Here is a 24,510-nt window from a genome sequence, read left to right as displayed (position 1 = left end):
GTCTCCGTGGGAGACCGACAGGCGGCGTGGAAGGACGGACGTGATGGATGCGCGCACGGTGCGGCTGCGCATGGGGCTGGCTTACGACGGTGCCCCGTTCAGGGGGTGGGCGCGCCAGCCCGGGCTTCCCAGCGTGCAGGCCGCGGTGGAGGACGCCCTGGAGCTGGTGTTCCGCCACCCGTGCACGACTGTGGTGGCCGGTCGCACGGACACCGGGGTGCACGCGAGGCGCCAGACGGTGCACGTGGATGTCGGCGAGCAGGCCTGGCAGCGGCTGGCCGGCACCCACGCCCCGGAGCACGCGGCCGTCCGCAAGCTCAACGGTGCGCTGCGGCGGGTGCTCGGCAGGGACCGCGCCGAGCTGGGGTGGGAGCCGGTGGTGGGGGCGGTGGTCGTGAACGACGTCGCAGTGGCTGATCCCGGCTTTGACGCCCGGTTCTCCGCCCTGTCCCGCGGCTACACGTACCGCATCTGCGATGCAGTAACGGGCCACGACCCGCTCACCCGCAGCCACGCCTGGTGGCTCGACGCGGAATTGGACGTGGCGGCCATGGACGAGGCAGTGCGCGAGCTGCTCGGGCTCCAGGACTTCCTGAGCTACTGCAAGCCGCGCGAGGGGGCGACCACCGTGCGCGAGCTGCAGCGGGCATCGGTGCGACGGGACGAGCACGGGATGATGACCGTATCCCTGACCGCGGACGCCTTCTGTCACCACATGGTGCGTTCCATCGTGGGTGCCGCGGTGCGTGTGGGGGAGGGTCGCCAGCCCGTCGGGTGGCCGGGGGAGCGGCTGTGGGCCCGGGAGCGGGACGCCAGCGTGGTGATGGCCCCGGCCCACGGCCTGGTGCTGGAGTCGGTGCAGTATCCGGGGCCGGAGGGCCTGCGGGAGCGCGCCGAGCTGACGCGGGCCAGGCGCGCGACGTCGTGACCCGGGCGCCAGCACCCGGGTCCGCATCCGAGTGGCAACCCCGGCGGTCATCCGGTAACATGGAATGCTGTTGTGCGTGTTCTGCCCCGGTTCACGTGTACCCGCAGCGGTCGCTCATGTTGCAGAGCGCAGGGCCGTGCGGTGCACCGGGTTGTGGACGCACGGATGCCGCCCGGATCTCACCCGGGCCCCGAAGCACAACGGAACCGATCGACACGAGTATTCGTGTCTTCAGCAGACAAACGAAGGCAGATCAACGTGCGTACGTACACTCCGAAGCCCGGTGACGTCCAGCGTCAGTGGCACGTCATCGACGCCACCGACGTCGTCCTGGGTCGTCTTGCCAGCCAGACCGCAACGCTGCTGCGCGGGAAGCACAAGCCGACCTTCGCCCCCCACGTGGACACCGGCGATTTCGTCATCATCATCAACGCGGAGAAGGTGGCCCTGACCGGCGCCAAGCTCCAGAAGAAGCGCGCCTACCGCCACTCCGGCTACCCGGGCGGACTCAAGTCCACCAGCTACGCCGAGCTGCTCGCGAAGAACCCCACGCGCGCCGTGGAGAAGGCCGTCAAGGGCATGCTGCCCAAGAACAAGCTGGCCGCCCAGCAGCTGTCCAAGCTGAAGGTCTACGCCGGCGCCGAGCACCCGCACCAGGCCCAGCAGCCCAAGCCCTACGAGTTCACCCAGGTCGCCCAGTAATTCGGGCCAACGAATAACACATAAGGAGAATCGTGGCTCAGAACACTGAAGAGCAGATCACCGAGGACGTGGAGCTGACCAGCTACACCTCCGAGTCCACCGAGTCCGCCACGGGTGCCGCGCTGTCCGAGCGCCCGGCGCTGACCGTCCCCGGCCAGGCCGTGGGCCGCCGCAAGCAGGCCATCGCCCGCGTGCGGCTGATTCCCGGCTCCGGCAAGTGGACTGTCAACGGCCGCAGCCTGGAGGAGTACTTCCCCAACAAGCTGCACCAGCAGGAGGTCAACGACCCGTTCACGCTGCTGGAGCTGCAGGGCGGCTACGACGTCATCGCCCGCATCAGCGGCGGCGGCCCCTCCGGCCAGGCCGGTGCGCTGCGCCTTGGCGTGGCCCGTGCCCTCAACGAGATCGACGCCGAGCACAACCGCCCGGCGCTGAAGAAGGCCGGCTTCCTCACCCGTGACGCCCGCGTCATCGAGCGCAAGAAGGCAGGCCTCAAGAAGGCACGCAAGGCGCCGCAGTACTCCAAGCGCTGATCGACGCCACCCGGCCCTCGGCCGGAGGTTGTCACGCAGGGTCCCGTTCCCCGGTTTCGGCCGAGGACCGGGGCCCTGCGTTGTCTCTCCTGGACCACTGCTGCGGGTGTGGCAGAGGTAACAGGGCAGTGATGTGGGCGTAAAATCGCGGTTGAAGCACCGCGCCGTTTCCACCGCACCGTCACGAGAGGGCCCGCATGAGCAAGCAACCGGACCAGAAGCAGAGCACCGCACACGCCGGAAAGGCGAAGGACGTGAGCACCGCGACCGGTAAGCGCTCCGCCGTGGACGACGCCCTGACGAAGGAGCAGCACCGGGTCTCCGTGGTCGAGGACTACGCGGCGGAGCTGGACGAGATCGCAGAGCTCGGAAAGAAGCTGCACGACGACCGTGGCATCGAGAGCTCCTCGGCCTGGAAGATCGGCTATCCGTACGACGAGAAGCTCTCCCGCAAGGAGTACGAGCGCACCAAACGGGCCCTGCAAATCGAGCTGCTGAAGCTGCAGCTGTGGATCAAGGAGACCGGCCAGAAGCTGTTGATCATCTTCGAGGGCCGGGACGCCGCGGGCAAGGGCGGGTCGATCAAGCGCTTTACCGAGCACCTGAACCCCCGTGGCGCGCGTGTGGTGGCGCTCGAGAAGCCCACGGAGATCGAGCAGACCCAGTGGTACTTCCAGCGCTACGTGAAGCACCTGCCCTCCGGCGGGGAGATCGTGCTGATGGACCGTTCCTGGTACAACAGAGCCGGTGTGGAGCGGGTAATGGGCTACTGCACGTCCCAGCAGTACTACGAGTTCATGCGCCAGGCCCCGGAGTTCGAGCGGATGCTGGTCAACTCGGACACCCACTTGATCAAGTTCTGGTTCTCGGTGACCCGCGCCGAGCAGCTGGCACGATTCCAGTCGCGCCGCACGGACCCCGTGCGCCAGTGGAAGCTCTCGCCCACGGACGTGGCCTCGCTGGACAAGTGGGACGACTACACCGAGGCCAAGGAGGCCATGTTCTTCTACACGGACACGGGGGACGCCCCCTGGACCGTGATCAAGTCGAACGACAAGAAGCGGGCGAGGCTCGAGGCCATGCGCTACGTCCTCGCACAGTTCGACTACCCCAACAAAGACCATGCTCTCGTGGGCGCGGTGGACACCAACATCGTGGGCGGGGCCACGGACCTCGCTGACGACAACGGCGTCAACCCCGACGGCTTCCCGGTGGTCCGCCCCGGGAAGGACTGATCGGGATGCGTCGGATTTGTCCCCAGAGTGGCCGTAGGATGATCTGCGATGTCTAGAATTTTCGGAACGGACGGCGTTCGCGGTCTCGCGAACGGCCTCCTCACAGCAGACCTTGCCATGCAGTTGTCGCAGGCCGCGGCGATCGTCCTGGGCCACCGCCACGCGGCCGAGGGGCGCCGCCCCACCGCGGTGGTGGCCCGGGACGGACGCGCGAGCGGCGAGTTCCTGGGTGCCGCGGTCACCGCGGGGCTCGCAAGCTCCGGCGTGGACGTGTACGACGCAGGCGTGCTCCCGACGCCCGCCGCCGCGTACCTCGTGGGCGACATCGACGCCGACTTCGGCGTGATGATCTCTGCATCTCACAACCCGGCACCGGACAACGGGATCAAGTTCCTCGCCCACGGCGGCAAGAAGCTGCCGGACGCCGTCGAGGACGCCATCCAGCAGGTCTACGAGGCCGGGGACTTCCTGCGGCCCACGGGCGCGGAGGTCGGACGCGTGACGCGTCTGTCGGACGCCGAGGACCGCTACATCCTCCACCTCGTGGGGGCGATCCCCCGCCGCCTGGACGGGCTGTCGATCGTCCTTGACTGCGCGCACGGCGCAGCCTCGGGGGCCTCCCCGGACGCCTTCCGTGACGCCGGCGCATCCGTGCACGTGATCGGTGCAGAGCCGGACGGGCTGAACATCAACGACGGCGTGGGCTCCACCCATCTCGAGCCGCTGAAGCAGAAGGTCCGCGAGCTGGGTGCGGACCTGGGCATCGCCCACGACGGCGACGCCGACCGCTGCCTCGCGGTCGACCACACCGGCACCGAGGTGGACGGGGACCAGATCATGTGCATCATCGCGATGGCCATGAAGGAGGCCGGGCGGCTCAACCAGGACACCCTCGTGGCCACGGTGATGAGCAACCTGGGTCTGCAACTGGCCCTGGAGAAGGCGGGCATCAACCTGGTGCGCGCCTCGGTGGGGGACCGCTACGTCCTGGAGTCGATGGTGGCCAACGGCTACAACCTGGGCGGCGAGCAGTCCGGGCACGTGATCATGGCCGACTACGCCACCACGGGAGACGGGCTGCTCACGGGCATGATGCTTGCCTCCCGCGTGGCACAGACCGGGATGCCCCTGCAGGAACTCGCCACGGTCATGACCCGCATGCCGCAGGTGATGATCAACGTCAAGAACGTGGACAAGGCCGCGACGAGCACCAACCAGGCGGTGCTGGACGCCGTGGCCGAGACGGAGCAGCGGCTGGGCGAGGAGGGCCGGGTGCTGCTGCGTCCCTCCGGGACCGAGCCGGTGGTGCGCGTGATGGTCGAGGCGGCAACGGCCGAGGAGGCCCAGCGCGAGGCCGAGGCGCTGGTCGCCGTCGTCGAGGAGAACCTGAGCCTGTAGACCTGCGCCGCACGACGTCGGGGAACTTCGTGTCCCGACCTCGTGCGGCGTGGGTCGGGCAGCCGGGCGACCGGTGACAATTCCGACGCGCACGACACCGGACAGGCAGTGCCACGAGACAGAGAAGGGCCCCGCATCCGTGAGGATGCGGGGCCCTTCTCGTGCGGACGGATGGACGGGTCAGACAGCGGAGTTGCCAGGGGCCTCGTGGCGACCCGTGGCGGCGTCGGGGGCCGCGGTGCCGGTGTGACCCGCGGTCAGTGCGTCACGGATCTCGGTAAGAAGCACGACGTTGGGATCGGCGGCCTCCTCGGCCGGCTCGATGCCCAGACGGCGGTTGCGGCGCTCGATCATCTTGTTCATGGGCATCACCAGGCAGAAGTACACGGCCGCGGCGATGAGCAGGAAGTTGACGATCGCGGTCAGCAGCACGCCGAACTTCAGCTCGTTGCCGCGCAGGGTGAGCACGGCGAAGCTGTCGAAGTTGGGAGAGCCGACGATCGCGGAGATCGCGGGCATGAGCACGCTCTCCACGAGTGCGTTGACGATTTTGGCGAAGGCGGCGCCGATGATGACGGCAACCGCGAGATCCATCACGTTGCCCTTCATGATGAATTCTTTGAAACCATTGATCATGGCGCTCACAGTACCCAGCGAGTGCATGAAAGATGAGGCCAACGGCCCGGAACATACCGGAGATCACAGGCCCGCGGCCGCAGCGGGTGAAAACGGCGGTGCTCCGGGCTCAGTTCTTGCGCAGCAGCACCCGTCGGATCTTGTGGTCGTGGTCCTTCGAGAGGATCAGCCGGGCCCGTCCGCGGGTGGGGCGCACGTTCTGCACCAGGTTGGGCTCGTTGATGCGGTGCCAGATGTCCGTGGCCACCTCACGGGCCTCGTCGTCCGTGAGGTTGGCGTAGCGGTGGAAGTAGGACTCGGGGTCCGAGAACGCCGAGGAGCGCAGGGCGCGGAAGCGGTCCACGTACCAGCGCTCGATGTCGTCCGTGCGGGCGTCCACGTAGATGCTGAAGTCGAAGAAGTCGCTCAGGGCGAGGGCCGTGCGCCTTCCGCTCTCGAGCTTCGCCGGGGCGAGCACGTTCAGCCCCTCCACGATCACGACGTCCGGCCGGGTCACCACGACTTCCTCGTCAGGGAGGATGTCATAGGTGACGTGCGAGTACTTCGGGGCGCGCACCTCGGGTGCACCGGACTTGATCTCCGAGACGAAGCGCAGCAGGGCACGCCGGTCGTAGGACTCGGGGAAGCCCTTGCGGTCCATCAGCCCCCGGCTGCGCAGTTCTGCGTTCGGGTACAGGAAACCGTCCGTGGTCACGAGCTGGACGTTCGGAGTGGAGGGCCAGCGCGCGAGCATCTCGCGCAGCAGTCGGGCCGTGGTGGACTTGCCGGCGGCCACGGAACCGGCGATGCCGATCACGAACGGCGTGCGCGCGTGGTGCTCGCCCAGGAACGAGTTGGTGGCCGCGTTGAGCTGCGTGGAGGACATGTCGTAGAGGGTGAGCAGCCGGGAGAGGGGGAGGTAGACCTCCCGCACCTCGTCCACGTCCAGGCGGTCACCGAGACCGCGCAGGTTCTCGATCTCCTGAGCGGTGAGGGGGACGTCGATCTCCGTGGAGAGCCGGGACCAGGTCTGGCGGTCCAGCTCCACGAAGGGGGAGACGCGCTGGGAAGTGGGCTGTGTGCTCATGCTCGGACCAGTGTAGGCCCCCGTGTGACCCACGGGACGGAGGGCCGGGGACGTTTCCGCTAGAATGCATTTTCATGTGTGGAATTGTGGGATATGTGGGCTCAAAGGGTGCTGACGGCCGCCAGCACACCGCTCTCGACGTGATCCTCGAGGGGCTGCGCCGGCTCGAGTACCGCGGTTACGATTCCGCGGGTGTCGCCGTCATCGCGGACGGCACGGTGGAGTACCGCAAGAAGGCGGGCAAGCTCAGCAACCTCCTCGAGGAGCTCGAGGAGCACCCGCTGCCGGAGTCGAACATCGGAATCGGGCACACCCGGTGGGCCACGCACGGCGGGCCCACCGACGTCAACGCCCACCCGCACGTGGTGGACGGCGGCAAGCTCGCCATGATCCACAACGGCATCATCGAGAACTTCAGCGAGATCAAGCGCGAGCTGCAGGCCCAGGGCGAGACCTTCGTGTCCGAGACGGACACCGAGGTGGCCGCCGTGCTGCTCGCCCGCACCTACGACGCGCAGGACCCCGAGCACAAGGACCTCACCGTCGCCATGCAGGACACCTCCCGCCGCCTGGAGGGCGCGTTCACGCTGCTGGCCGTGCACGCGGACGTCCCGGACCGCGTGGTCGCCTCGCGCCGCAACTCCCCGCTGGTGATCGGGCTCGGCGACGGCGAGAACTTCCTGGGCTCGGACGTCTCCGGCTTCATCGACTACACCAAGCGTGCGGTGGAGATGGGTCAGGACCAGATCGTGACCATCACCGCGGACGACTACGCGATCGTCGACTTCGACGGCAACCCCGCCGAGGGCAAGCCCTTCGAGATCGAGTGGGACGCCGCCGCCGCCGAGAAGGACGGCTACCCCTCCTTCATGGAGAAGGAGATCCACGACCAGCCCTCCGCCGTGGGGGACACCCTGCTGGGGCGCCTGGACGAGAACGGAAGCCTCACGCTGGACGAGATCAAGATCGACGAGTCGGTGCTGCGCTCGATCGACAAGATCGTCGTGATCGCGTGCGGCACCGCGGCCTACGCCGGCCAGGTGGCGCGCTACGCGATCGAGCACTGGTGCCGGATCCCCACCGAGGTGGAGCTGGCCCACGAGTTCCGCTACCGGGACCCCATCGTGAACGAGAAGACCCTGGTGGTGGCCGTCTCCCAGTCCGGCGAGACCATGGACACCCTCATGGCCGTGCGCCACGCCCAGGAGCAGGGCGCCAAGGTGGTGGCCATCTGCAACACCAACGGCTCCACGATCCCGCGCGAGGCGGACGCCGTGCTCTACACGCACGCCGGCCCGGAGATCGCCGTGGCCTCCACGAAGGCGTTCCTGGCGCAGATCACGGCCGCGTACCTGCTGGGGCTGTACCTGGCGCAGCTGCGCGGCAACAAGTACAAGGACGAGATCGCCACCCTGCTCGCGGAGCTGGAGGCCATGCCGGCCAAGATCCAGCGCGTGCTGGACGAGGTGGAGCCGCAGGTCAAGGCGCTCGCCTCGAGCATGGAGGACGCCGGCTCGGTGCTCTTCCTGGGCCGGCACGTGGGTTTCCCCGTGGCCATGGAGGGCGCGCTGAAGCTCAAGGAGATCGCGTACATCCACGCCGAGGGCTTCGCCGCCGGTGAGCTCAAGCACGGGCCGATCGCGCTGATCGACCAGGGCCAGCCCGTGATCGTGATCGTGCCCTCGCCGCGCGGCCGTGACTCGCTGCACGCCAAGGTGGTCTCCAACATCCAGGAGATCCGCGCGCGCGGTGCCGAGACCATCGTGATCGCCGAGGAGGGGGACGAGGCGGTGCGCGAGTTTGCGAACCACGTGTTCTACGTCCCCCAGTCGCCCACGCTGCTCCAGCCGCTGCTGGCCACGGTGCCGTTGCAGATCTTCGCGTGCGAGCTCGCCGGGGCCAAGGGCTACGACGTGGACCAGCCGCGCAACCTCGCGAAGTCCGTCACGGTCGAGTAGACCGCGCAGGATCCCACCACGACGGCGGGTGACGCCTCCCACGGGAGCGTCACCCGCCGTCGTCGTGTCCGGAGGCGCCGCGGGGAGGGCATGTGCAGGGGGCGACGACGCCGTGCCCGGCCGCCCAGCCCGGGCACGGGTGCGCCGCGGGTGACCCAGCGCGCCGTGCGACCCGGGTGACCCCACGTGCTGGACGGGCACGTGTGATGCGCCCGTGCGGCGTCGTCGCCAGTGCCCGTCCGGGGGCGCCGGTAGGCTGGCGGCATGATCGTGGGCACGGGTGTGGACATCGTGGACATCGCGCGTTTCGAGCGGCAGGTGGCCCGCACACCGCGCCTGGTCGAGCGGCTGTTCGTGCCCCACGAGCGGGAGCTGCCGCCGCGCTCGCTCGCGGCGCGCTTCGCGGTGAAGGAAGCCGCGGCCAAGGCGCTGAAGGCACCGCCGGGGATGATCTGGCAGGACTGCTGGGTCACCAACGACGCGGACGGCGCCCCCCACCTGCACACCACCGGCACCGTGGCCGAGGAGCAGCGGCGCCGGGGAGTGCGGACGTGGCACGTGACGATCTCCCACGACGGCGGCATGGCCGTGGCGTTCGTCGTGGCCGAGGGACAGGAAGGTCATCCGCATGATTGAGGCGTACACCGGCGCGAGCATCCGCGCCGCAGAGCAGCCGCTGCTGGACGAGGGGCACGGTGACGCACTGATGCGCCGCGCCGCACGGGGACTGGCACGGGAGTGCGAGACGCAGCTGCGGCTCGCCGCCCGCGACGGCGTTCTGGCCGGAAGCTGCGCGGTGGTCCTCGTGGGACCGGGCAACAACGGCGGGGACGGACTGTGGGCGGGGTCGTTCCTGCGCCGCCGGGGCGTCACCGTGACTGCCGTGCTCACCGGCTCGCGCGCCCACGAGGCCGGACTCTGGGCGCTGCTCGCAGCGGGCGGCACCGCGCTGCGGCTCGACGGTGGAGCCGGGGAGGAGTCGCCCGCGCAGGTCTCCGGGCTGCGGACGGTGGACGTCCCGGACGCCGTCGGGCTGATGTCCGCCGCGGACCTCGTGGTGGACGCCGTGCTGGGTACGGGCGCGAGCGGTGGGCTGCGCGGCGCCCCGGCGGAGCTCGTCGAGGCGTTCACCGGCCGTGACCGCAGTGGGCCCGCCGCGGATGGACGGGGCACGCCGCGGATCGTGGCGTGCGACCTCGTCTCCGGGCTGGACGCGGACACCGGCGAGGCCCCGCAACCGCTGCTGAGCGCGAACGCGACCGTGACGTTCGGCGCGGCGAAGACGGCGCACGTGGTCGCCCCCGGCGAGCAGGCCGGCGGCGCGCTCACCGTGGTGCCCATCGGCATCGAGGACCTGCTGGGCGCACCGGCGGTGCACCGCGTCCAGGGCGAGGACGTTCTGGCCGCGTGGCCGCGACCCGGTGCCACGGACACCAAGTACACGCGCGGGGTGCTCGGCGTGGTGGCCGGTGCTCCGAGCTATCCCGGTGCGGCCATCATGTGCACCCAGGCCGCCGTCCAGGCCGGGGCGGGCATGGTGCGCTTCCTGGGCGACTCGACCGCGCGCGGGATGGTGCTGGCGCGCAGCCCCGAGGTGGTCTGCTCGGACGACCAGCCGTGGGACGTGCACGTCCAGGCGTGGCTCGCCGGACCCGGTGTGGTGGGGGACGAGTCCCAGGCCGCGCGCGTGCAGGCCGTGATCGAGGCCGAGGAGCCCGCGGTGCTCGACGCGGGAGCGCTCGACGCCGCGGCGCGCTCCGTGGCGGACGGACCCCTGGGTGCCCACAAGGTCCTCACACCGCACGCCGGGGAGCTCTCCCAGATCTTCGAGTGGCTCGCGGGCTTCGGGCTGGCGCGGGCCACGGTGGAGCGCACGGAGATCGAGGCGAACCCCCTGCACTGGGCGCGGGAGGCGGCCCGGCTGACGGGGGCCACCGTGCTGCTCAAGGGCGCGACCACCGTGGTGGCCTCGCCGGTGGCCGGGGACGCGGCGTCGTGGGCCGGGGAGGACTGCCTGTGCCTGAGCGTGGGCGGGGCGAGCCCGTGGCTGGCCACCGCCGGCTCCGGGGACACCCTCGCCGGGATCCTGGGCACGGTGCTCGCGCACGTGGCCGAGCACCCGGACGCGCTTGCGGACCTGGGTCCGTGGGCCCGGGGCGAGGGCCGCTGGGCCGCGGCGGCCGCGCTCGGAGCGGGGCTGCACGCGCTCGCCTCGCGGGCCGGCGGAGAGGGCCCGGTGCCGCCGTCGGTGCTCGCAGAGCACGTGCGGGCGGTTCTCACCCGTCCGTGAGGCCGGGGGGAAGCGACTAGGGTTGGTGGTCCGCCGAGAACGGTGACCCGTGACCGGCCCCACCACACGCTGAGGAGAGAAGTACATGGAAGTTTGGCCAGGACACCCGTACCCGCTGGGCGCGACGTTCGACGGGACGGGGACCAATTTCGCGATCTTCTCCGAGGTCGCGGACCGCGTGGAGCTGTGCCTGTTCGACGAGGACGGCACGGAGACCCGCGTGGAGGTCACCGCCGTGGACAGCTACGTGTGGCACTGCTACCTCCCCTCCGTGCAGCCGGGCCAGCGCTACGGCTACCGCGTCCACGGTCCGTGGGACCCATCCCGGGGGTTGCGGTGCAACCCGGACAAGCTGCTGCTGGACCCGTACGCCAAGGCCGTGGAGGGGGAGATCGACTGGGACGAGTCCCTGTTCTCCTACAACTTCGGCGACGAGGACTCCGAGAACCACCAGGACTCCGCCTCGCACATGATGAAGGGCGTGGTCATCAACCCGTTCTTCGACTGGGAGGGTGACCGCACCCCCCACACCCCGTACCACAAGTCGGTGATCTACGAGGCCCATGTGAAGGGCCTCACCAAGCAGCACCCGGAGATCCCGGAGGAGCAGCGCGGCACCTACGCGGGCGTGTCCCACCCGGCCGTGATCGCCCACCTCAAGAAGCTGGGCGTCACCGCGGTGGAGCTCATGCCGGTGCACCAGTTCGTCCAGGACTCCACCCTGCTGGAGAAGGACCTGCGCAACTACTGGGGCTACAACACCATTGCGTTCTTCGCCCCGCACAACGAGTACAGCGCGGCCTCCCACCTGGGCGGCCAGGTGCAGGAGTTCAAGGCCATGGTGCGCGCGCTGCACCAGGCGGACATCGAGGTCATCCTTGACGTGGTCTACAACCACACCGCGGAGGGCAACCACCTGGGCCCCACGCTGTCCATGAAGGGCATCGACAACAACGCCTACTACCGCACCGTGGAGGACGACCAGAAGTTCTACATGGACTACACGGGCACCGGGAACTCTCTGAACGTGCGCCACCCGCACTCGCTGCAGCTGATCATGGACTCGCTGCGCTACTGGGTCACGGAGATGCACGTGGACGGCTTCCGCTTCGACCTCGCGGCCACCCTGGCCCGTGAGTTCTACGACGTCGACAAGCTCTCCACGTTCTTCGAGCTCGTCCAGCAGGACCCGATCGTCTCGCAGGTCAAGCTGATCGCCGAGCCGTGGGACATTGGCCCCGGCGGTTACCAGGTGGGCAACTTCCCGCCGCAGTGGACCGAGTGGAACGGCAAGTACCGGGACACCGTGCGCGACTTCTGGAGGGGCGAGCCCTCGACCCTCGGCGAGTTCGCGTCCCGTGTCACGGGCTCCGCGGACCTCTACGAGAACAGCGGCCGCCGCCCGTTCGCCTCGGTGAACTTCGTCACCGCCCACGACGGCTTCACGCTGCGGGACCTGGTGTCCTACAACGAGAAGCACAACGAGGCCAACGGCGAGGACAACAACGACGGCGAGTCCCACAACCGCTCCTGGAACTGCGGCGAGGAGGGACCCACGGACGACGCCGAGGTGCTTGCCCTGCGCGCGCGCCAGCAGCGCAACTTCCTGGCCACCCTGATGCTCTCCCAGGGCACGCCGATGCTCCTGCACGGGGACGAGCTCGGGCGCACGCAGCGGGGGAACAACAACGCGTACTGCCAGGACAACGAGTTGACATGGATCAACTGGGAGAAGGTGGACGCACCCCTGGTGGAGTTCACCTCCGTGATCACGCACCTGCGCCACGAGCACCCCACGTTCCGGCGCTCGCAGTTCTTCGACGGCCGACCCGTGGAGATGGGTGAGATCACCGAGGGCGACGCCATGCCGGACATTGCCTGGCTGAACACGGACGGCACCCCCATGGTCCCCGCCGACTGGGACGAGCCGCTGGCCCGCTCCGTGGGCATGTGGCTCAACGGCCAGGGCATCGCTGGGGTGGACATGCGCGGCCGACGGATCACGGACGACAACTTCATCGTCTACTTCAACTCCAACCCGGAGGCTGTGGATGTCACGCTGCCCCCGGCCGAATACGGCTACCAGTGGGAGGAGATCATGGACACCGCCGGCAAGCACGGGGGTGGAGCGGTGCGCGAGCACTCGACCGTGCTGAGCATGGAGGGCAAGTCCACCGTGCTGCTGCGGGCGTGGGAGGAGCCGGAGGAGGAGCCCGATGCCTCCGTGGCAGCCTCGGTGGCCGCCTCTGCGGCGGTCTACGCCGCCACGGCGGACGAGGTCTGAGGACACCGGCCGACGTCTGAGCGCAGGCACGTGGAACGCGCCGTCCCAGGGTGGGCGGCGCGTTCCTCGCCCCCTGTGTCGGTGGTTCTCTCGCCCCGGGCGGATGGACTGGCACGAGCGGGCGGACTCGGCAAGACTGGAAGGGTGCTGACACCCACTTCCACGTACCGCCTTCAAATCACGTCCGGGCAGGACCTCCACCGCGCCGCGGAGCTGGTTCCCTACATCAGGCGCCTCGGCGCGGACTGGGTCTACCTCTCGCCCATCCTGCGTGCGACGAGTGGCTCCGACCACGGCTACGACGTGGTGGATCCCACCGAGGTGGACCCCGAACGCGGAGGCTCCGAGGGCCTGACAGCGCTCTCGGAGGCCGCCCACGCGGCGGGGCTGGGCGTCGTCGTGGACATCGTCCCCAACCACCAGGGCGTGGCCGCACCGGAGCAGAACCCGTGGTGGTGGGACCTCCTGGCCGAGGGCCGGGACAGCCGCTACGCGGACGCGTTCGACGTGGACTGGGCGGCCGGCGGGGGCAAGGTGCTGCTTCCGGTGCTGGGCGACGGGGACGAGGACCTCTCCGCGCTCACCATCGAGGACGGCACGCTGCACTACTACGACAACTTCTACCCCCTGGCTGAGGGCACCTGGCGCGAGGGAGAGGACCCCGCGGAGGTGCACGGTCGGCAGCACTACGAACTGGTCAACTGGCGCCGCGGGGACTCGGAGCTGAACTACCGCCGCTTCTTCACGGTGGCCACCCTGGCGGGCGTGCGCGTGGAGGACGGCGAGGTCTTCGATGCCTCCCACACCGAGGTCTCCCGCTGGTTCCGCGAGGGCCTCGTGGACGGGCTGCGGATCGACCACCCGGACGGCGTGCGGGACCCTCAGGACTACCTGGAGAAGCTCGCCGAGCTCACGGGTGGGGCGTGGACCGTGGTGGAGAAGATCCTCGAACCGGGGGAGTACCTCCCGGGCGGCTGGCGCACCGCGGGCACCACGGGCTACGACTCGCTGGGCTGGATCGACCGCGTGCTGACCGATCCGCGCGGGCACTATGAGCTCGCCTCCCTGGACACCCGGCTGCGCGGAGGGGAGCCCGTGCGCTGGGACGAGCTGATCCACGGCACCAAGCGCCGCATGGCGGACGCCGGGCTGGCCGCGGAGGTGCACCGGCTCGTGCGGGAGCTGCCTGAGGACGTCGGCCACGGGGACGAGGTGGCCTACGACGGGCTCGCCGAGATCCTCTCGAACTTCCCGGTCTACCGCACCTACCTCCCCGAGGGGGCGGAGCACCTGACCGAGGCCGTGGCCGCCGCACGGCAGGCCCGGCCCGAGCTCTCGGACGTCCTCACGGACCTCGCCCGGGTACTCGGCGCGGACGCGGCACACACCGAGAACCTCACCGAGGTGGCCCGGCGCTTCCAGCAGACCTCCGGCATGGTGATGGCCAAGGGCGTGGAGGACACCGCGTTCTACCGCTACACCCAGCTCACGTCCCTCACCGAGGTGGGCGGTGACCCCTCGGTCTTCTCCATGGCCCCGGAGACCTTCCACGAGGAGGCCGCCCGGCGGCAGCGCGAGAGCCCGCTGACCATGAACGCGCTCACCACCCACGACACCAAGCGGTCCGCGGCGGTCCGCGCGCGGATCACCGTGCTCGCCGAGGACCCCCGCGCGTGGTCCGAGACGGTGGACACACTGGTTGCAACCGGTCGGGAGGCCGGTCTGACGCTGGCGGACGGGCCCGCCGTGAACCTCGTGCTGCAGGCCCTGGTGGGTGCGTGGCCCATCGAGCGGGACCGCGCCGTCGACTACGCCATGAAGGCCGTGCGGGAGGCGTCCGTCTCCACCGCGTGGGTGGACGGGGACGAGGAGTTCGAGGCGGATCTCACCCGGTTCATCGACCTCGTGCTCACGGACCCGGGCGCCCGCGGCGTCGTGGAGGGCTGCGTCGCGCGGCTCGAGGGGCCCGGATGGGCCAACGCGCTCGCGGCCACCGCGCTGCAGCTGACCCTGCCCGGCGTCCCGGACGTCTACCAGGGCCAGGAACTGTGGGAGCCCTCGCTCGTGGACCCCGACAACCGCCGTCCGGTGGACTTCGCCGCGCTCGACACCCTGCTCACGGAGCTCGACGCCGCCGCGCCGGGCACCGAGCACGCCACGCCGCCCGTGGACGGCACGGGCGCCGCCCGCATGCTGCTGACGTCCCGGGTGCTGCGGCTGCGCCGTGAGCGACCTGAACTCTTCGCGGACTACACGCCGCTGACCGTGCGGGGCGCGCTGGCCGAGCACGCCCTGGGCTACGACCGCGGCGGCGCGGCCACCGTGGTCACCCGTTTCCCCGCGACCCTCGCCGCAGCGGGCGGATTCACGGACGAGACCGTGGACCTGCCCGCAGGCACGTGGGAGGACATCCTCACCCGCCGCGAGTTCACGGCGACCCCCGGGAACGGGATCCATCTCGCCGACCTCCTGACCACCTACCCCGCGGCCATCCTGCGCAGGAAGGACGACTGACCCATGAGCTCAGACCACCGCTTCGACGTGTGGGCACCCCACGCCCGCACCGTGACCGTCCGCATCGAGGGCGAGGACCACCCCATGGTGGGTCTCGCGCAGCGCCCCGGCTGGTGGACGCTGCCCGACGACGACGCCGCCCCCCAGGGCACCGTGCGCTACGGCTACATCCTGGGCAAGGTCTTCGACGAGGGCACCCCCGAGGAGCGCGCGCAGGTCTCCCAGGTGCTGCCGGACCCGCGCTCGCGGCGTCAGCCTCAGGGCGTGCACGAGCTCTCGTGCACGTTCGACCCGGACGAGTACCAGTGGCACGACGCCGAGTGGCGGCCCCGTCCGCTCAAGGACTCCGTGCTCTACGAGCTGCACCCGGGGACGTTCACCCCCGAGGGCACGCTGGACTCGGCGATCGGGCGTCTCGACCACCTGGTGGCGCTGGGCGTCAACGGCGTGGAGCTGCTGCCCGTCAACGGCTTCAACGGGGACCACAACTGGGGCTACGACGGCGTCGCCTGGTACACCGTGGACGAGTCCTACGGCGGACCGGCGGCCTACCAGCGCTTCGTGGACGCGTGCCACGCCAAGGGCCTGTCCGTGATCCAGGACGTGGTCTACAACCACCTGGGCCCGAGCGGGAACTACCTGCCCCTGTTCGCGGACTACTTCAAGCCCGGGGCATCCAGCTGGGGAGACCTCATCAACCTGGACGGCTGGGGCGCGGACGGGGTGCGCGAGTACATCTTGGACAACGTGACCATGTGGTTGCGCGAGTACCACGTGGACGGCTTCCGTCTGGATGCCGTGCACGCCCTCGCGGACTCCAGCGCGAAACACATCCTCGAGGAGATCGCCGAGCGCGTGGCCGAGGAGGCGCAGCGCACCGGCAAGGACCTGGTGACCATTGCGGAGTCGGACCTCAACGACCCCCGCATGATCGCGGCCACGCACCGCCACGGTCTGGGCATGGACGCGCAGTGGCTGGACGACGTCCACCACGCCGCGCACACCGCGTTCACCGGCGAGACCCAGGGCTACTACGGGGACTTCGCGTCCCTGCACGCCCTCGAGAAGACGATGCACACCGCGTACTTCCACAACGGGACGTACTCCACGTTCCGCGGCCGCTCCCACGGCCGGGAGATCGACCCCGTGGAGCAGCGCCCCTACCAGTTCGTCACGTTCCTGCAGAACCACGACCAGGTGGGCAACCGGGCAGCCGGCGACCGCATGAACCAGTCCATGAGCGTGGACCGCGCGATCGCCGCCGCCACGTGGCTGCTGGCCCAGCCCTTCACCCCCATGCTGTTCATGGGGGAGGAGTACGGGGCGAGCACCCCCTGGCAGTTCTTCACCGCGCACCCCGAGCCGGAGCTGGGAGAGGCCGTGGCGAAGGGCCGCAAGGCGGAGTTCGCACAGATGGCGTGGGACCACGACACCGTCCCGGACCCCCAGGACCCAGCGACGTTCGAGCGCTCCAAGCTGAACTGGGACGAGGTGCACCGCGGGGACCACGAGCGGATCCTGCGGGCCTACCGGGACCTGATCGCGCTGCGCGGTGAGACCCCCGAGCTGACGGACCAGAACTGGGAAACCGCGGCCACCCAGGCGAGTGACTCCGAGCAGTGGTTCGTGCTCAAGCGGATGAGCGAGCCCGAGTCCGTGCACGGCGTCGTCGTCGCCATCAACCTCTCGGACGAGCCGAGGAACCTCCCGCTGATGGGCGGGGACGAGCCGCAGCTGCTCTTCGCGAGCGGCGCGCAGCCCGAGCCGGGCGCGGACGGCACCGTGCGGCTGGCCCCGGAGACGGCGGCCGTGCTGCGCGTCTGAGCTGACCGCGCCCCGCAGAGGACGCGGTGTGGCACCCTTCCGGGGCCGCGCGCCGTCGTTGTGCACGGGGCTGCCGCCGCAGTGGCACACTGGGAGCCATGCTGACATATGGTGAGGGCTCCGTGTGGACCGCGGCCGAGAACCGCTACGAGACCATGCCGTACCGGCGCGTGGGGGACTCCGGGCTGAAGCTGCCCGCGATCTCCCTGGGGCTGTGGCACAACTTCGGGGACGACAAGCCCGTGGCGGGGATGCGCGAGACGCTGCGCCGTGCCTTCGACCTTGGCATCACGCACTTCGACCTCGCCAACAACTACGGTCCGCCGGCAGGTTCCGCAGAGCTGAACTTCGGGCGCATCATACGCGAGGACTTCGCCCGCTACCGGCAGGAGCTCGTCATTTCCTCCAAGGCCGGCTGGAACATGTGGCCGGGCCCGTACGGGGGCGTGGGCGGATCGCGGAAGTACCTCGTGGACTCGCTGGACCAGTCCCTGCAGCGCATGGGCCTGGACCGCGTGGACATCTTCTACCACCACCGTCCGGACCAGGAGACCCCGGTCGAGGAGACGATGCGGGCACTGGACCACATCGTGCGCTCGGGCAGGGCGAGCTACGTGGGCGTGTCCTCCTACAGCGCGGACCTCACCCTGGAGGCCCAGCGCATCATGCGGGATCTGGGCACGCCGTTGCTGATCCACCAGCCCTCCTACTCCGTGCTCAACCGGTGGGTCGAGGAGCCCGTGGCCGGGGCGGGCGGAAAGAACCTGCTCGCGGCGCTCGCCGAGTGCGGCATGGGTTCCATTGCGTTCTCCCCGCTGGCCCAGGGCATGCTCACGGACAAGTACCTCAATGGCGTTCCGGAAGGTTCGCGGGCCGCCGCGCAGTCCTCGCTCAACCCGGAGTGGTTGACGCAGCAGACTCTGGAGAGCGTCCGCGAGCTGAACTCGATGGCACGGGACCGGGACCAGACCCTCGCGCAGATGGCCATTGCTTGGGTGCTCCGCCCGCAGGAGCAGGGGCAGGTCACGTCCGCGCTCGTGGGGGCGTCCTCCGCCCGGCAGCTCGAGGACTCTGCCCGCGCGGTGCGCAACCTGGAGTTCAGCGCTGACGAGCTGCGTCGCATTGACGAGCTCGTCACGGACGCGGACGTCAACATCTGGGGTGCGGCCACCGCGTCCAAGCACGCGTGAGCGGCGCGCAGTACGCCGCTCTGCTCGGGCTGTGGGTCGCCGGGATCGTGATCCCCGGTCCGGACATCTTCCTGATCCTGCGCAACGCCTTCCTCTCCACGCGGCGCAACGCGCTGTTCACGGCTCTTGGGATCATGGTGGGCAACGCCACGTGGATCACGCTCTCGCTCATGGGCGTCACGGTGCTGATCAGCGGCAACCACGTCCTCAAACTGGTCGTGCAGATCGCCGGGGCCCTGTTCCTCGCCCGGATGGGCTACGGTTCGCTGCGCGGCGGGCTGGCGGAGCGTACGGCGCGCGGGCGTGCCGGGGACGCCGCCACGGATCCGATGCTCGCGGAGGACGCCGCCCTGCAGGAGGAGTTCGCGGAGCAGAGCCGAACGGTCGGCTTCCTGGGCACCTCAGACCTCACACCGTGGCGCGCGGCGGCGCAGGGCACGGTCACCAACCTGGCCAACGCCAAGGCGGTGGTGTTCTTCGTGGCACTCTTCGGCTCCGTGGTCCCCTCGGACATCCTGTGGTGGGAGGGCCTCGCGGTGCTGGGCCTGCTCGTGGCCGTGGGACTCGTGTGGTTCCTGGCCGTGGCCTGGGCCGGCTCGATTCCCCGGCTCGCCAGTCTCTTCAGGGAGCGCACCGTCGAGGTGGAGATGGTCTCGGGCATCGTGTTCCTGGTGGTCGCCGCGGGGCTGCTCGTGGAGGCGCTGCTCGCACTGTGAACCGACCCGGTTGCCCCCGCCGCGCAAAACCCATACGACGACGGTGCCCGTACGCCGACGGCGCCCGCCCCGTGCTAGGGGGAACGGGCGTCGTCGTCGTGGTGGTGCTCAGGCCCTGTCCTGGCCCGCGAGTCCGGCGCGGGAGATGACGTAGTCCACGAGCGGGTCGTAGAGGTGCGGCGCCACGTTGTCGTCCATGGGCACGACCACCCGCAGCTGGTCCTGTGCCTCGGCGACGAAGACCCCGGGGTCATTGCAGTCGCCGATGGCGATGGCGGGCAGGCCCGCCCGGGAGCCGGCCTCACCGGCCATGCCGTGGTCCGCGACCACGAGGTCCGGGGCCTCGCGCCCCTGCTCCTCGAGGTGCTCCAGCACGAGGCGCATGGGATCGGGGAAATGGGTGTGGCGCAGGCCGCCGTACTGCTCGACCATCACGACGTCCTCGACCTGCCGGACGTCCCCGTCCTCGAAGGGCAACGCCTCGTCCACGCGGATGACGCGGGCGCCGGAGGCCCTGGCCACGCGCGCGAGGCGGGCGTAGACGGGTGCGAGCCCGGCGGGGTGGCCGGTGGCGAAGAGCAGGCGCTTGCGGCCCTGCACGGCCTGGCTGAAGATCTCCGCGTACGAGTCCAGTGCGGCCACGCACAGCTGCGCGGAGATGGAGTCCTGACCCTCGGCGTAGGAGGGGTCCTCGTTGATGCCCACGCGCTCCCGCATGAGCTCGAAGACGGAGTCCCAGTCCCAGTCCCGGGTGCGCACCACACCCATGTGCTGGTGCTGGTCCCCGTCCAGGAACCCCTGGATGTTGCGGAGGTTGGCCTCGCGGGGCGTGGCGACGGCCCCGGTGATGCGGGAACGGTCCAGGTAGCGGGCGAGGGCGTCACGGCTCAGGTACGCGGTGGTCACACGTGGGAGTTTAGGCGCTGGGAGCGGGCCGCGCACAGGCGAGGTACGTGCGGGCGTGAGCCGCGGCGACGTCGTCCCAGGTCAGCTCCTGCGCGCGAGCCTGCGCGGCGGGGGACATCGCCCCCCAGAGCCGCGGCTCGCTCGCCGCGCGGTGCATGGCTCTCGCCCAGTCCGCGGGGTCCCGGCCGGGCACGAGCCAACCGGTTTCGCCGTCACGCACCGCGTAGCGCAGCCCGTCCACGTCCGTGGCCATGACGGGGGTCCCGCACGCCTGCGCCTCGACGGCCACGAGGCCGAACGTCTCGGACGAGGAGGGTACGGCGACGGCGTCCACCGCTCCCATGAGCCCTGCGAGCTCCGGGCGGGGCAGGGAGCCGAGGAACTGCACGGCGTCCGTCACGCCCTCCTCTGCCGCAAGCTCGTGCAGCCGGTCCAGGAACTCGGGCGCCCCCACCCCCGCGAGGACCAGCCGGACCGGGGACTCCGGGTGCTCGCGCCGCAGCAGCCCCAGGGCGCGGACGAGGACCTGCTGGCCCTTCAGCGGCTGGACCCGACCGGCGCACAGCACGGTGAAGGGGTGGGCGCGAGCAGCGGAGTCCCGGTCCGAGCCCCGCTCCGACGGGCCGGCGGCCGCATGGGCGGCGCCCGGGTGGAAGACGGTGGTGTCCACGCCCGGAGGGATCACGACCACCCGCTCGGGCCGCGCGCCGTAGAGCTCCACGACCTGCTCCCGCTCCGCGGGTGTGTTCACGATGGTGTGGCAGGCGCGGGCGACGAGATCCCGCTCGGAGTCCTCGCGCTCGCGGGGCTCGGGGACCTCGTCCGGCCCCGCGCGCAGGTTCTTGGCAGCGGCGGAGGTGTGCAGTGTGAGCACCACGGGGACGTCCCTGCCACGTGCGGCCTGGACTGCCGCGGTCTCGAGCGCGGCGACCCCGGAGAGCCAGTAGTGGGCGTGCAGCACATCCGGAGAGGCTCCATCGCGGTCGTAGTGGGCGGCCAGCGCCCGGCCGAACCGCGGAGCGAACCCCGGCAGGCCGGACTTGGGGGTCCGCGCGGCACCGGGCAGGGCCACGGTGAGCAGCCGCACGCCGTCCGCCACCGTGGCGCTCCGGACTCCGGCGCCGTGGGCCGGGTCCCGGTCCAGGGTGGCCATGTCCACGCGCCAGCCCGCCTGGGCGAGGGCGCGCGCGAGGTGCCACACGTAGACGTTCAACCCTCCGGCGTCCCCGGACCCGGGCTGGTCCACGGGAGAGGTGTGCATGCTGAGCAGCAGGACGCGGCGCGGATCGGGGTGGGGCACGCGACCAGCCTACCGGCGCACCGTCCGGGCACGGCGTCGTCGCCCGTTGCACGGGCGGTCGAAGAATGCGGTCCGGTCACGGCAGGGCACAATGGGGTGCGTGAGTGTGATGACGTCGTGGCAGCCCCAGGAACCCAGCGAGCGCAGTGCCGTGGTGGATCTCTCCGCCGTGTGGCACAACGTGGTGAGGCTCACGCAGCTCGCCCGGGGCCGGAAACTGATCGCGGTGGTCAAGGCGGACGCCTACGGCCACGGTGCGCCGGAGGTGGCGCGCACGGCGCTCGCCGCGGGTGCGCACATGCTGGGCACGGCGCACGTCTCCGAAGCCGTGGCGCTGCGCGACGCGGGGATCACCGCGCCCGTGATCGCGTGGCTGCACACGATGTCCACGGACTTTGACGAGGCGCTGTACCGGGACGTCCGCCTGGGGGTGAGCGGCTGGGAGTTCGACGCCGTGCTGCAGGCGGCCCGGCGTACCGGGACCACCGCGGTGGTGCACCTGAAGCTCGACTCGGGACTCGGCCGCAACGGTGCCACCCCCGAGCAGTGGCCGGAGCTCGTGGCGCGCGCGGCCCGCGCCCAGCAGGAGGGCCTGCTCACCGTGGAGGGGGTCTTCACCCACCTTGCCGTGGCGGACGATCCGGGCCGTCCCGAGACGCAGGAGCAGCTCGACGCCCTCAACGAGGCGGTGAGAACTGCTCGCGGCGCCGGGCTCGCTCCCTCGCTCGTGCACGCAGCCAACACCCCCGGCCTGCTCTCCGCGGAGCAGCTCGCGGACCCGGACTCCATGCTCCGGGACGCCGTGCGCGTGGGCCTGGGCCTCTACGGCCTGAGCCCGTTCGAGGACCGCACGCCCCAGGACTTCGGGCTGATCCCCGCCATGACGCTGCGCGCCCGCGTGGCCAATGTGAAGGCCGTGCCCCGGGACAGCGGCGTCTCCTACGGGCTGAGCTACCGCACCGCCAGGGACACGCACCTGGCGCTGATTCCCCTGGGGTACGCGGACGGCGTGCCCCGCGTGGCCACGGGCGCCCCGGTGCGCATCGGCGGCCGGGTGTACCCCGTGGTGGGGCGGATCGCGATGGACCAGTGCGTGGTGGACCTCGCACTGGGGCGCACGGTCACCCCGGAGGGCGTGCCCGCGGGGCAGCCGGTGGTCGACGAGGCCGTGGACCCGCTCGTGCACGTGGGGGACGAGGCCGTGCTCTTCGGCGCGGGCGACCACCCCTCCGTGACCGAGTGGGCGGACGCCGCGGGAACCATCAACTACGAGGTGGTCACGCGGATCTCCCCGCGCGTGCCCCGGGAGTACACGAGCCACAGCCACCTGACGCTGGGGGACGTGACGGTCTCCCGCAGCGCGAGCGCGCTGGCCGCCCACAGCCTGCCGCAGGACCCCCGCCCCACGCGCGTCTCGGGCGGGGAGGCCTTCGAGCAGCCCAACTGGACGCTCACCCTGCACCCGGGCGGTGCCGAGGACACCCGGGGGATCGCCGAGCGGCTCGCTCCGCACCTGCACGCGGGGGACCTCGTGATGCTCAACGGCGAGCTCGGGGCGGGCAAGACAACCTTCACCCAGGGCCTGGGCCATGGCCTGGGCGTGCGGGAGGGGATCATCTCGCCCACGTTCGTGCTCAGCCGGCGCCACCCCAACCTCCCGGACGGTCCTCGCCCTGGCGGCCCGGACCTCGTGCACGTGGACGCCTACCGGCTGGACACCGCCGCGGACATCGACACGATCGACCTCGAGGACACGCTGGACACGTGCGTCACGGTGGTCGAGTGGGGCACCTCCAAGGTGGAGCACCTCAGCGACTCCCGGCTGGTCGTGGACTTCGTGCGGCCGCAGGGCGTCCTGCCCGCGGTGGGGGAGCACCCGGCTGCGCCCGCACTGTCCTACCAGCAGCATGGGGGCGAGGTCGAGGGCGACCACGACGGCGACGTCGTGGACGGGGCCGTGGCGCAGGCGCTGCGGGCGCTCACCGACGAGTGGGATGGGGAAGAGCAGGACGGCGACGAGCCGCGCACCCTGATCCTGCGGGGCTACGGGCCCCGGTGGTCGGACCGTCTGGACCTCTGAACCGGACCGCGGCGCACCGCGCTCCGGCCCCGTGCCCGCGCAGTTCTCCGCGCCCCTGACGTGCCACAATGAGGGCAGCACCACCGCCCACCGCAGACGGTGCGACCCCAGGGGATCCGACGGCGTCGTCGTTGCCCCGAACTCGGCCGGACCCGTCGCGGACCGGCCCGAGGAGGACCGCTTGTCAGCGACATCCACACCGCACATCAACCCGCAGGGCGCCCCGATCGCCGAGACGATCCTGCTTCCCGGAGACCCGCTGCGGGCGAAGTTCATTGCCGACACGTTCCTCGAGGACGTCGTGCAGCTCAATTCCGTGCGCAACATGCTCGGCTACACCGGGACCTACCAGGGGCGAGAGCTCTCCGTCATGGGCACCGGGATGGGGATCCCCTCCATCGCGCTGTACAGCTGGGAGCTGATCCACGTTTTCGGTTGCACCAGGCTGGTGCGCATCGGCTCCTGCGGGGGGCTCACGGAGGACCTGGCGCTCAACGACCTCGTGCTCGCGCAGGCGGCCTCCACCGACTCCACCTACCTGGCGCAGTTCGACCTGCCCGGCACGTGGGCACCCACCGGATCCTTCCGGCTGCTGAACCACGTGCACCGTGCCGCCGAGGACCGGGGGATCCCCGTCCACGCGGGCAACGTGGTCTCCTCGGACACCTTCTACCACGCGCAGGACGACACCACCACACGGTGGGCGCGAATGGGTGTGCTCGCCGTGGAGATGGAGACCGCGGGGCTCTACGCCAACGCGGCCGCGGCCGGCGTTGAGGCCCTGGCGATGTTCACGGTCTCGGACAACCTGGTGACTCACGAGAAGATGACGCCAGAGCAGCGCCAGACGGGCTTCGCGCAGATGATCGAGCTGGCCGCAACGGTGACGGAGCTGTGAACGAGATGAATCACCCCGAGAAGACTCCGGACCTCGCGTCGGGCGCCGGTCC

The 24,510-nt window shown here is 70.6% G+C and carries 19 protein-coding genes; 15 read left to right on the top strand and 4 right to left on the bottom strand.

All coding sequences use genetic code 11. From position 1 onward, the window contains the following. The first annotated feature begins 43 nt into the window (after positions 1–43). The 5 genes from FS770_RS03130 (at position 44) to glmM (ending at position 4,796) form a co-directional block, all read left to right on the top strand. A complete protein-coding gene (locus FS770_RS03130) occupies positions 44–928 on the top strand; it encodes a tRNA pseudouridine synthase A (RefSeq protein WP_145009851.1) in 885 nt (294 codons plus the stop codon). A 258-nt stretch (positions 929–1,186) separates the two neighbouring features. Further along, positions 1,187–1,630 carry a 50S ribosomal protein L13 gene (rplM, locus tag FS770_RS03125; RefSeq protein WP_055085393.1) on the top strand — a complete coding sequence of 148 codons (444 nt, stop codon included), beginning with the start codon at positions 1,187–1,189 and terminating at the stop codon, positions 1,628–1,630. A gap of 32 nt (positions 1,631–1,662) precedes the next feature. Continuing rightward, on the top strand, positions 1,663–2,163 hold the full coding sequence (gene rpsI / locus FS770_RS03120; protein ID WP_144941805.1) for a 30S ribosomal protein S9: 501 nt from the start codon (positions 1,663–1,665) through the stop codon (positions 2,161–2,163). A 197-nt stretch (positions 2,164–2,360) separates the two neighbouring features. Next, positions 2,361–3,398 (top strand): polyphosphate kinase 2, encoded by a 1,038-nt coding sequence (gene ppk2 / locus FS770_RS03115; protein ID WP_222126481.1) that lies wholly within the window; start codon positions 2,361–2,363, stop codon positions 3,396–3,398. A 48-nt stretch (positions 3,399–3,446) separates the two neighbouring features. Next, positions 3,447–4,796, top strand: coding sequence for a phosphoglucosamine mutase (gene glmM / locus FS770_RS03110; protein ID WP_144941809.1), 1,350 nt, complete (start codon positions 3,447–3,449; stop codon positions 4,794–4,796). 180 nt (positions 4,797–4,976) lie between these two features. Here the strand turns inward: glmM and mscL are convergent, their stop codons facing one another. Together mscL and coaA are read right to left on the bottom strand one after the other, a co-directional pair. Further along, positions 4,977–5,432, bottom strand: a complete 456-nt coding sequence (mscL, locus tag FS770_RS03105) for a large conductance mechanosensitive channel protein MscL (RefSeq protein ID WP_144941811.1) — start codon at positions 5,430–5,432, stop codon at positions 4,977–4,979. A 109-nt stretch (positions 5,433–5,541) separates the two neighbouring features. Beyond that, positions 5,542–6,498 carry a type I pantothenate kinase gene (gene coaA / locus FS770_RS03100; protein ID WP_055085402.1) on the bottom strand — a complete coding sequence of 319 codons (957 nt, stop codon included), beginning with the start codon at positions 6,496–6,498 and terminating at the stop codon, positions 5,542–5,544. A 74-nt stretch (positions 6,499–6,572) separates the two neighbouring features. On the opposite strand from coaA, the gene glmS reads away from it, so the two are divergent. The 8 genes from glmS (at position 6,573) to FS770_RS03060 (ending at position 19,274) form a co-directional block, all read left to right on the top strand. Beyond that, positions 6,573–8,456, top strand: a complete 1,884-nt coding sequence (gene glmS, locus FS770_RS03095; protein WP_144941813.1) for a glutamine--fructose-6-phosphate transaminase (isomerizing) — start codon at positions 6,573–6,575, stop codon at positions 8,454–8,456. Positions 8,457–8,720: 264 nt separating this feature from the next. Next, on the top strand, positions 8,721–9,092 hold the full coding sequence (locus FS770_RS03090; RefSeq protein WP_094394911.1) for a holo-ACP synthase: 372 nt from the start codon (positions 8,721–8,723) through the stop codon (positions 9,090–9,092). Beyond that, positions 9,085–10,746: a bifunctional ADP-dependent NAD(P)H-hydrate dehydratase/NAD(P)H-hydrate epimerase gene (locus FS770_RS03085; protein ID WP_145009849.1), complete on the top strand. Its 1,662-nt coding sequence runs from the start codon at positions 9,085–9,087 to the stop codon at positions 10,744–10,746. Before FS770_RS03090 ends, FS770_RS03085 begins: the two co-directional genes overlap by 8 nt. Before the next feature lie 85 nt (positions 10,747–10,831). Continuing rightward, entirely contained in the window at positions 10,832–13,030 is a 2,199-nt protein-coding gene (glgX, locus tag FS770_RS03080; protein ID WP_145009846.1) for a glycogen debranching protein GlgX, read from the top strand. Positions 13,031–13,174: 144 nt separating this feature from the next. After that, entirely contained in the window at positions 13,175–15,544 is a 2,370-nt protein-coding gene (gene treY / locus FS770_RS03075; RefSeq protein ID WP_145009843.1) for a malto-oligosyltrehalose synthase, read from the top strand. Positions 15,545–15,547: 3 nt separating this feature from the next. Next, a complete protein-coding gene (gene treZ, locus FS770_RS03070; RefSeq protein WP_145009840.1) occupies positions 15,548–17,368 on the top strand; it encodes a malto-oligosyltrehalose trehalohydrolase in 1,821 nt (606 codons plus the stop codon). Between the two features lie 98 nt (positions 17,369–17,466). Beyond that, positions 17,467–18,558 carry an L-glyceraldehyde 3-phosphate reductase gene (gene mgrA / locus FS770_RS03065; RefSeq protein WP_145009837.1) on the top strand — a complete coding sequence of 364 codons (1,092 nt, stop codon included), beginning with the start codon at positions 17,467–17,469 and terminating at the stop codon, positions 18,556–18,558. Beyond that, entirely contained in the window at positions 18,555–19,274 is a 720-nt protein-coding gene (locus FS770_RS03060; protein WP_145009834.1) for a LysE family translocator, read from the top strand. The genes mgrA and FS770_RS03060 overlap by 4 nt, the downstream gene beginning before the upstream one ends. Before the next feature lie 108 nt (positions 19,275–19,382). Here FS770_RS03060 and FS770_RS03055 read toward each other — a convergent pair whose 3' ends face one another. Next, on the bottom strand, positions 19,383–20,180 hold the full coding sequence (locus tag FS770_RS03055) for a phosphatase (protein ID WP_144941828.1): 798 nt from the start codon (positions 20,178–20,180) through the stop codon (positions 19,383–19,385). A gap of 10 nt (positions 20,181–20,190) precedes the next feature. After that, positions 20,191–21,480, bottom strand: coding sequence for a glycosyltransferase (locus tag FS770_RS03050; RefSeq protein ID WP_244944712.1), 1,290 nt, complete (start codon positions 21,478–21,480; stop codon positions 20,191–20,193). Positions 21,481–21,589: 109 nt separating this feature from the next. On the opposite strand from FS770_RS03050, the gene alr reads away from it, so the two are divergent. Together alr and deoD are read left to right on the top strand one after the other, a co-directional pair. After that, positions 21,590–23,560: an alanine racemase gene (gene alr / locus FS770_RS03045; protein ID WP_145010365.1), complete on the top strand. Its 1,971-nt coding sequence runs from the start codon at positions 21,590–21,592 to the stop codon at positions 23,558–23,560. 181 nt (positions 23,561–23,741) lie between these two features. Next, entirely contained in the window at positions 23,742–24,458 is a 717-nt protein-coding gene (gene deoD, locus FS770_RS03040) for a purine-nucleoside phosphorylase (protein WP_145009831.1), read from the top strand. Positions 24,459–24,510: the final 52 nt, after the last annotated feature.

Source organism: Kocuria salsicia (assembly GCF_007681555.1).
In the GTDB taxonomy this organism is placed as follows: Bacteria; Actinomycetota; Actinomycetes; order Actinomycetales; family Micrococcaceae; genus Kocuria; species Kocuria salsicia.
This window is presented reverse-complemented; position numbering and strand designations above follow the sequence as displayed.

What these genes read in the sequence shown, in the direction of transcription:
- FS770_RS03130 (WP_145009851.1), top strand. Translation starts at nt 44, where the DNA reads ATGGATGCGCGCACGGTGCGGCTGCGCATGGGGCTGGCTTACGACGGT.
- ppk2 (WP_222126481.1), top strand. Translation starts at nt 2,361, where the DNA reads ATGAGCAAGCAACCGGACCAGAAGCAGAGCACCGCACACGCCGGAAAG.
- glmM (WP_144941809.1), top strand. Translation starts at nt 3,447, where the DNA reads ATGTCTAGAATTTTCGGAACGGACGGCGTTCGCGGTCTCGCGAACGGC.
- mscL (WP_144941811.1), bottom strand. Translation starts at nt 5,432, where the DNA reads ATGATCAATGGTTTCAAAGAATTCATCATGAAGGGCAACGTGATGGAT.
- coaA (WP_055085402.1), bottom strand. Translation starts at nt 6,498, where the DNA reads ATGAGCACACAGCCCACTTCCCAGCGCGTCTCCCCCTTCGTGGAGCTG.
- glmS (WP_144941813.1), top strand. Translation starts at nt 6,573, where the DNA reads ATGTGTGGAATTGTGGGATATGTGGGCTCAAAGGGTGCTGACGGCCGC.
- FS770_RS03090 (WP_094394911.1), top strand. Translation starts at nt 8,721, where the DNA reads ATGATCGTGGGCACGGGTGTGGACATCGTGGACATCGCGCGTTTCGAG.
- FS770_RS03085 (WP_145009849.1), top strand. Translation starts at nt 9,085, where the DNA reads ATGATTGAGGCGTACACCGGCGCGAGCATCCGCGCCGCAGAGCAGCCG.
- glgX (WP_145009846.1), top strand. Translation starts at nt 10,832, where the DNA reads ATGGAAGTTTGGCCAGGACACCCGTACCCGCTGGGCGCGACGTTCGAC.
- treZ (WP_145009840.1), top strand. Translation starts at nt 15,548, where the DNA reads ATGAGCTCAGACCACCGCTTCGACGTGTGGGCACCCCACGCCCGCACC.
- mgrA (WP_145009837.1), top strand. Translation starts at nt 17,467, where the DNA reads ATGCTGACATATGGTGAGGGCTCCGTGTGGACCGCGGCCGAGAACCGC.
- alr (WP_145010365.1), top strand. Translation starts at nt 21,590, where the DNA reads ATGACGTCGTGGCAGCCCCAGGAACCCAGCGAGCGCAGTGCCGTGGTG.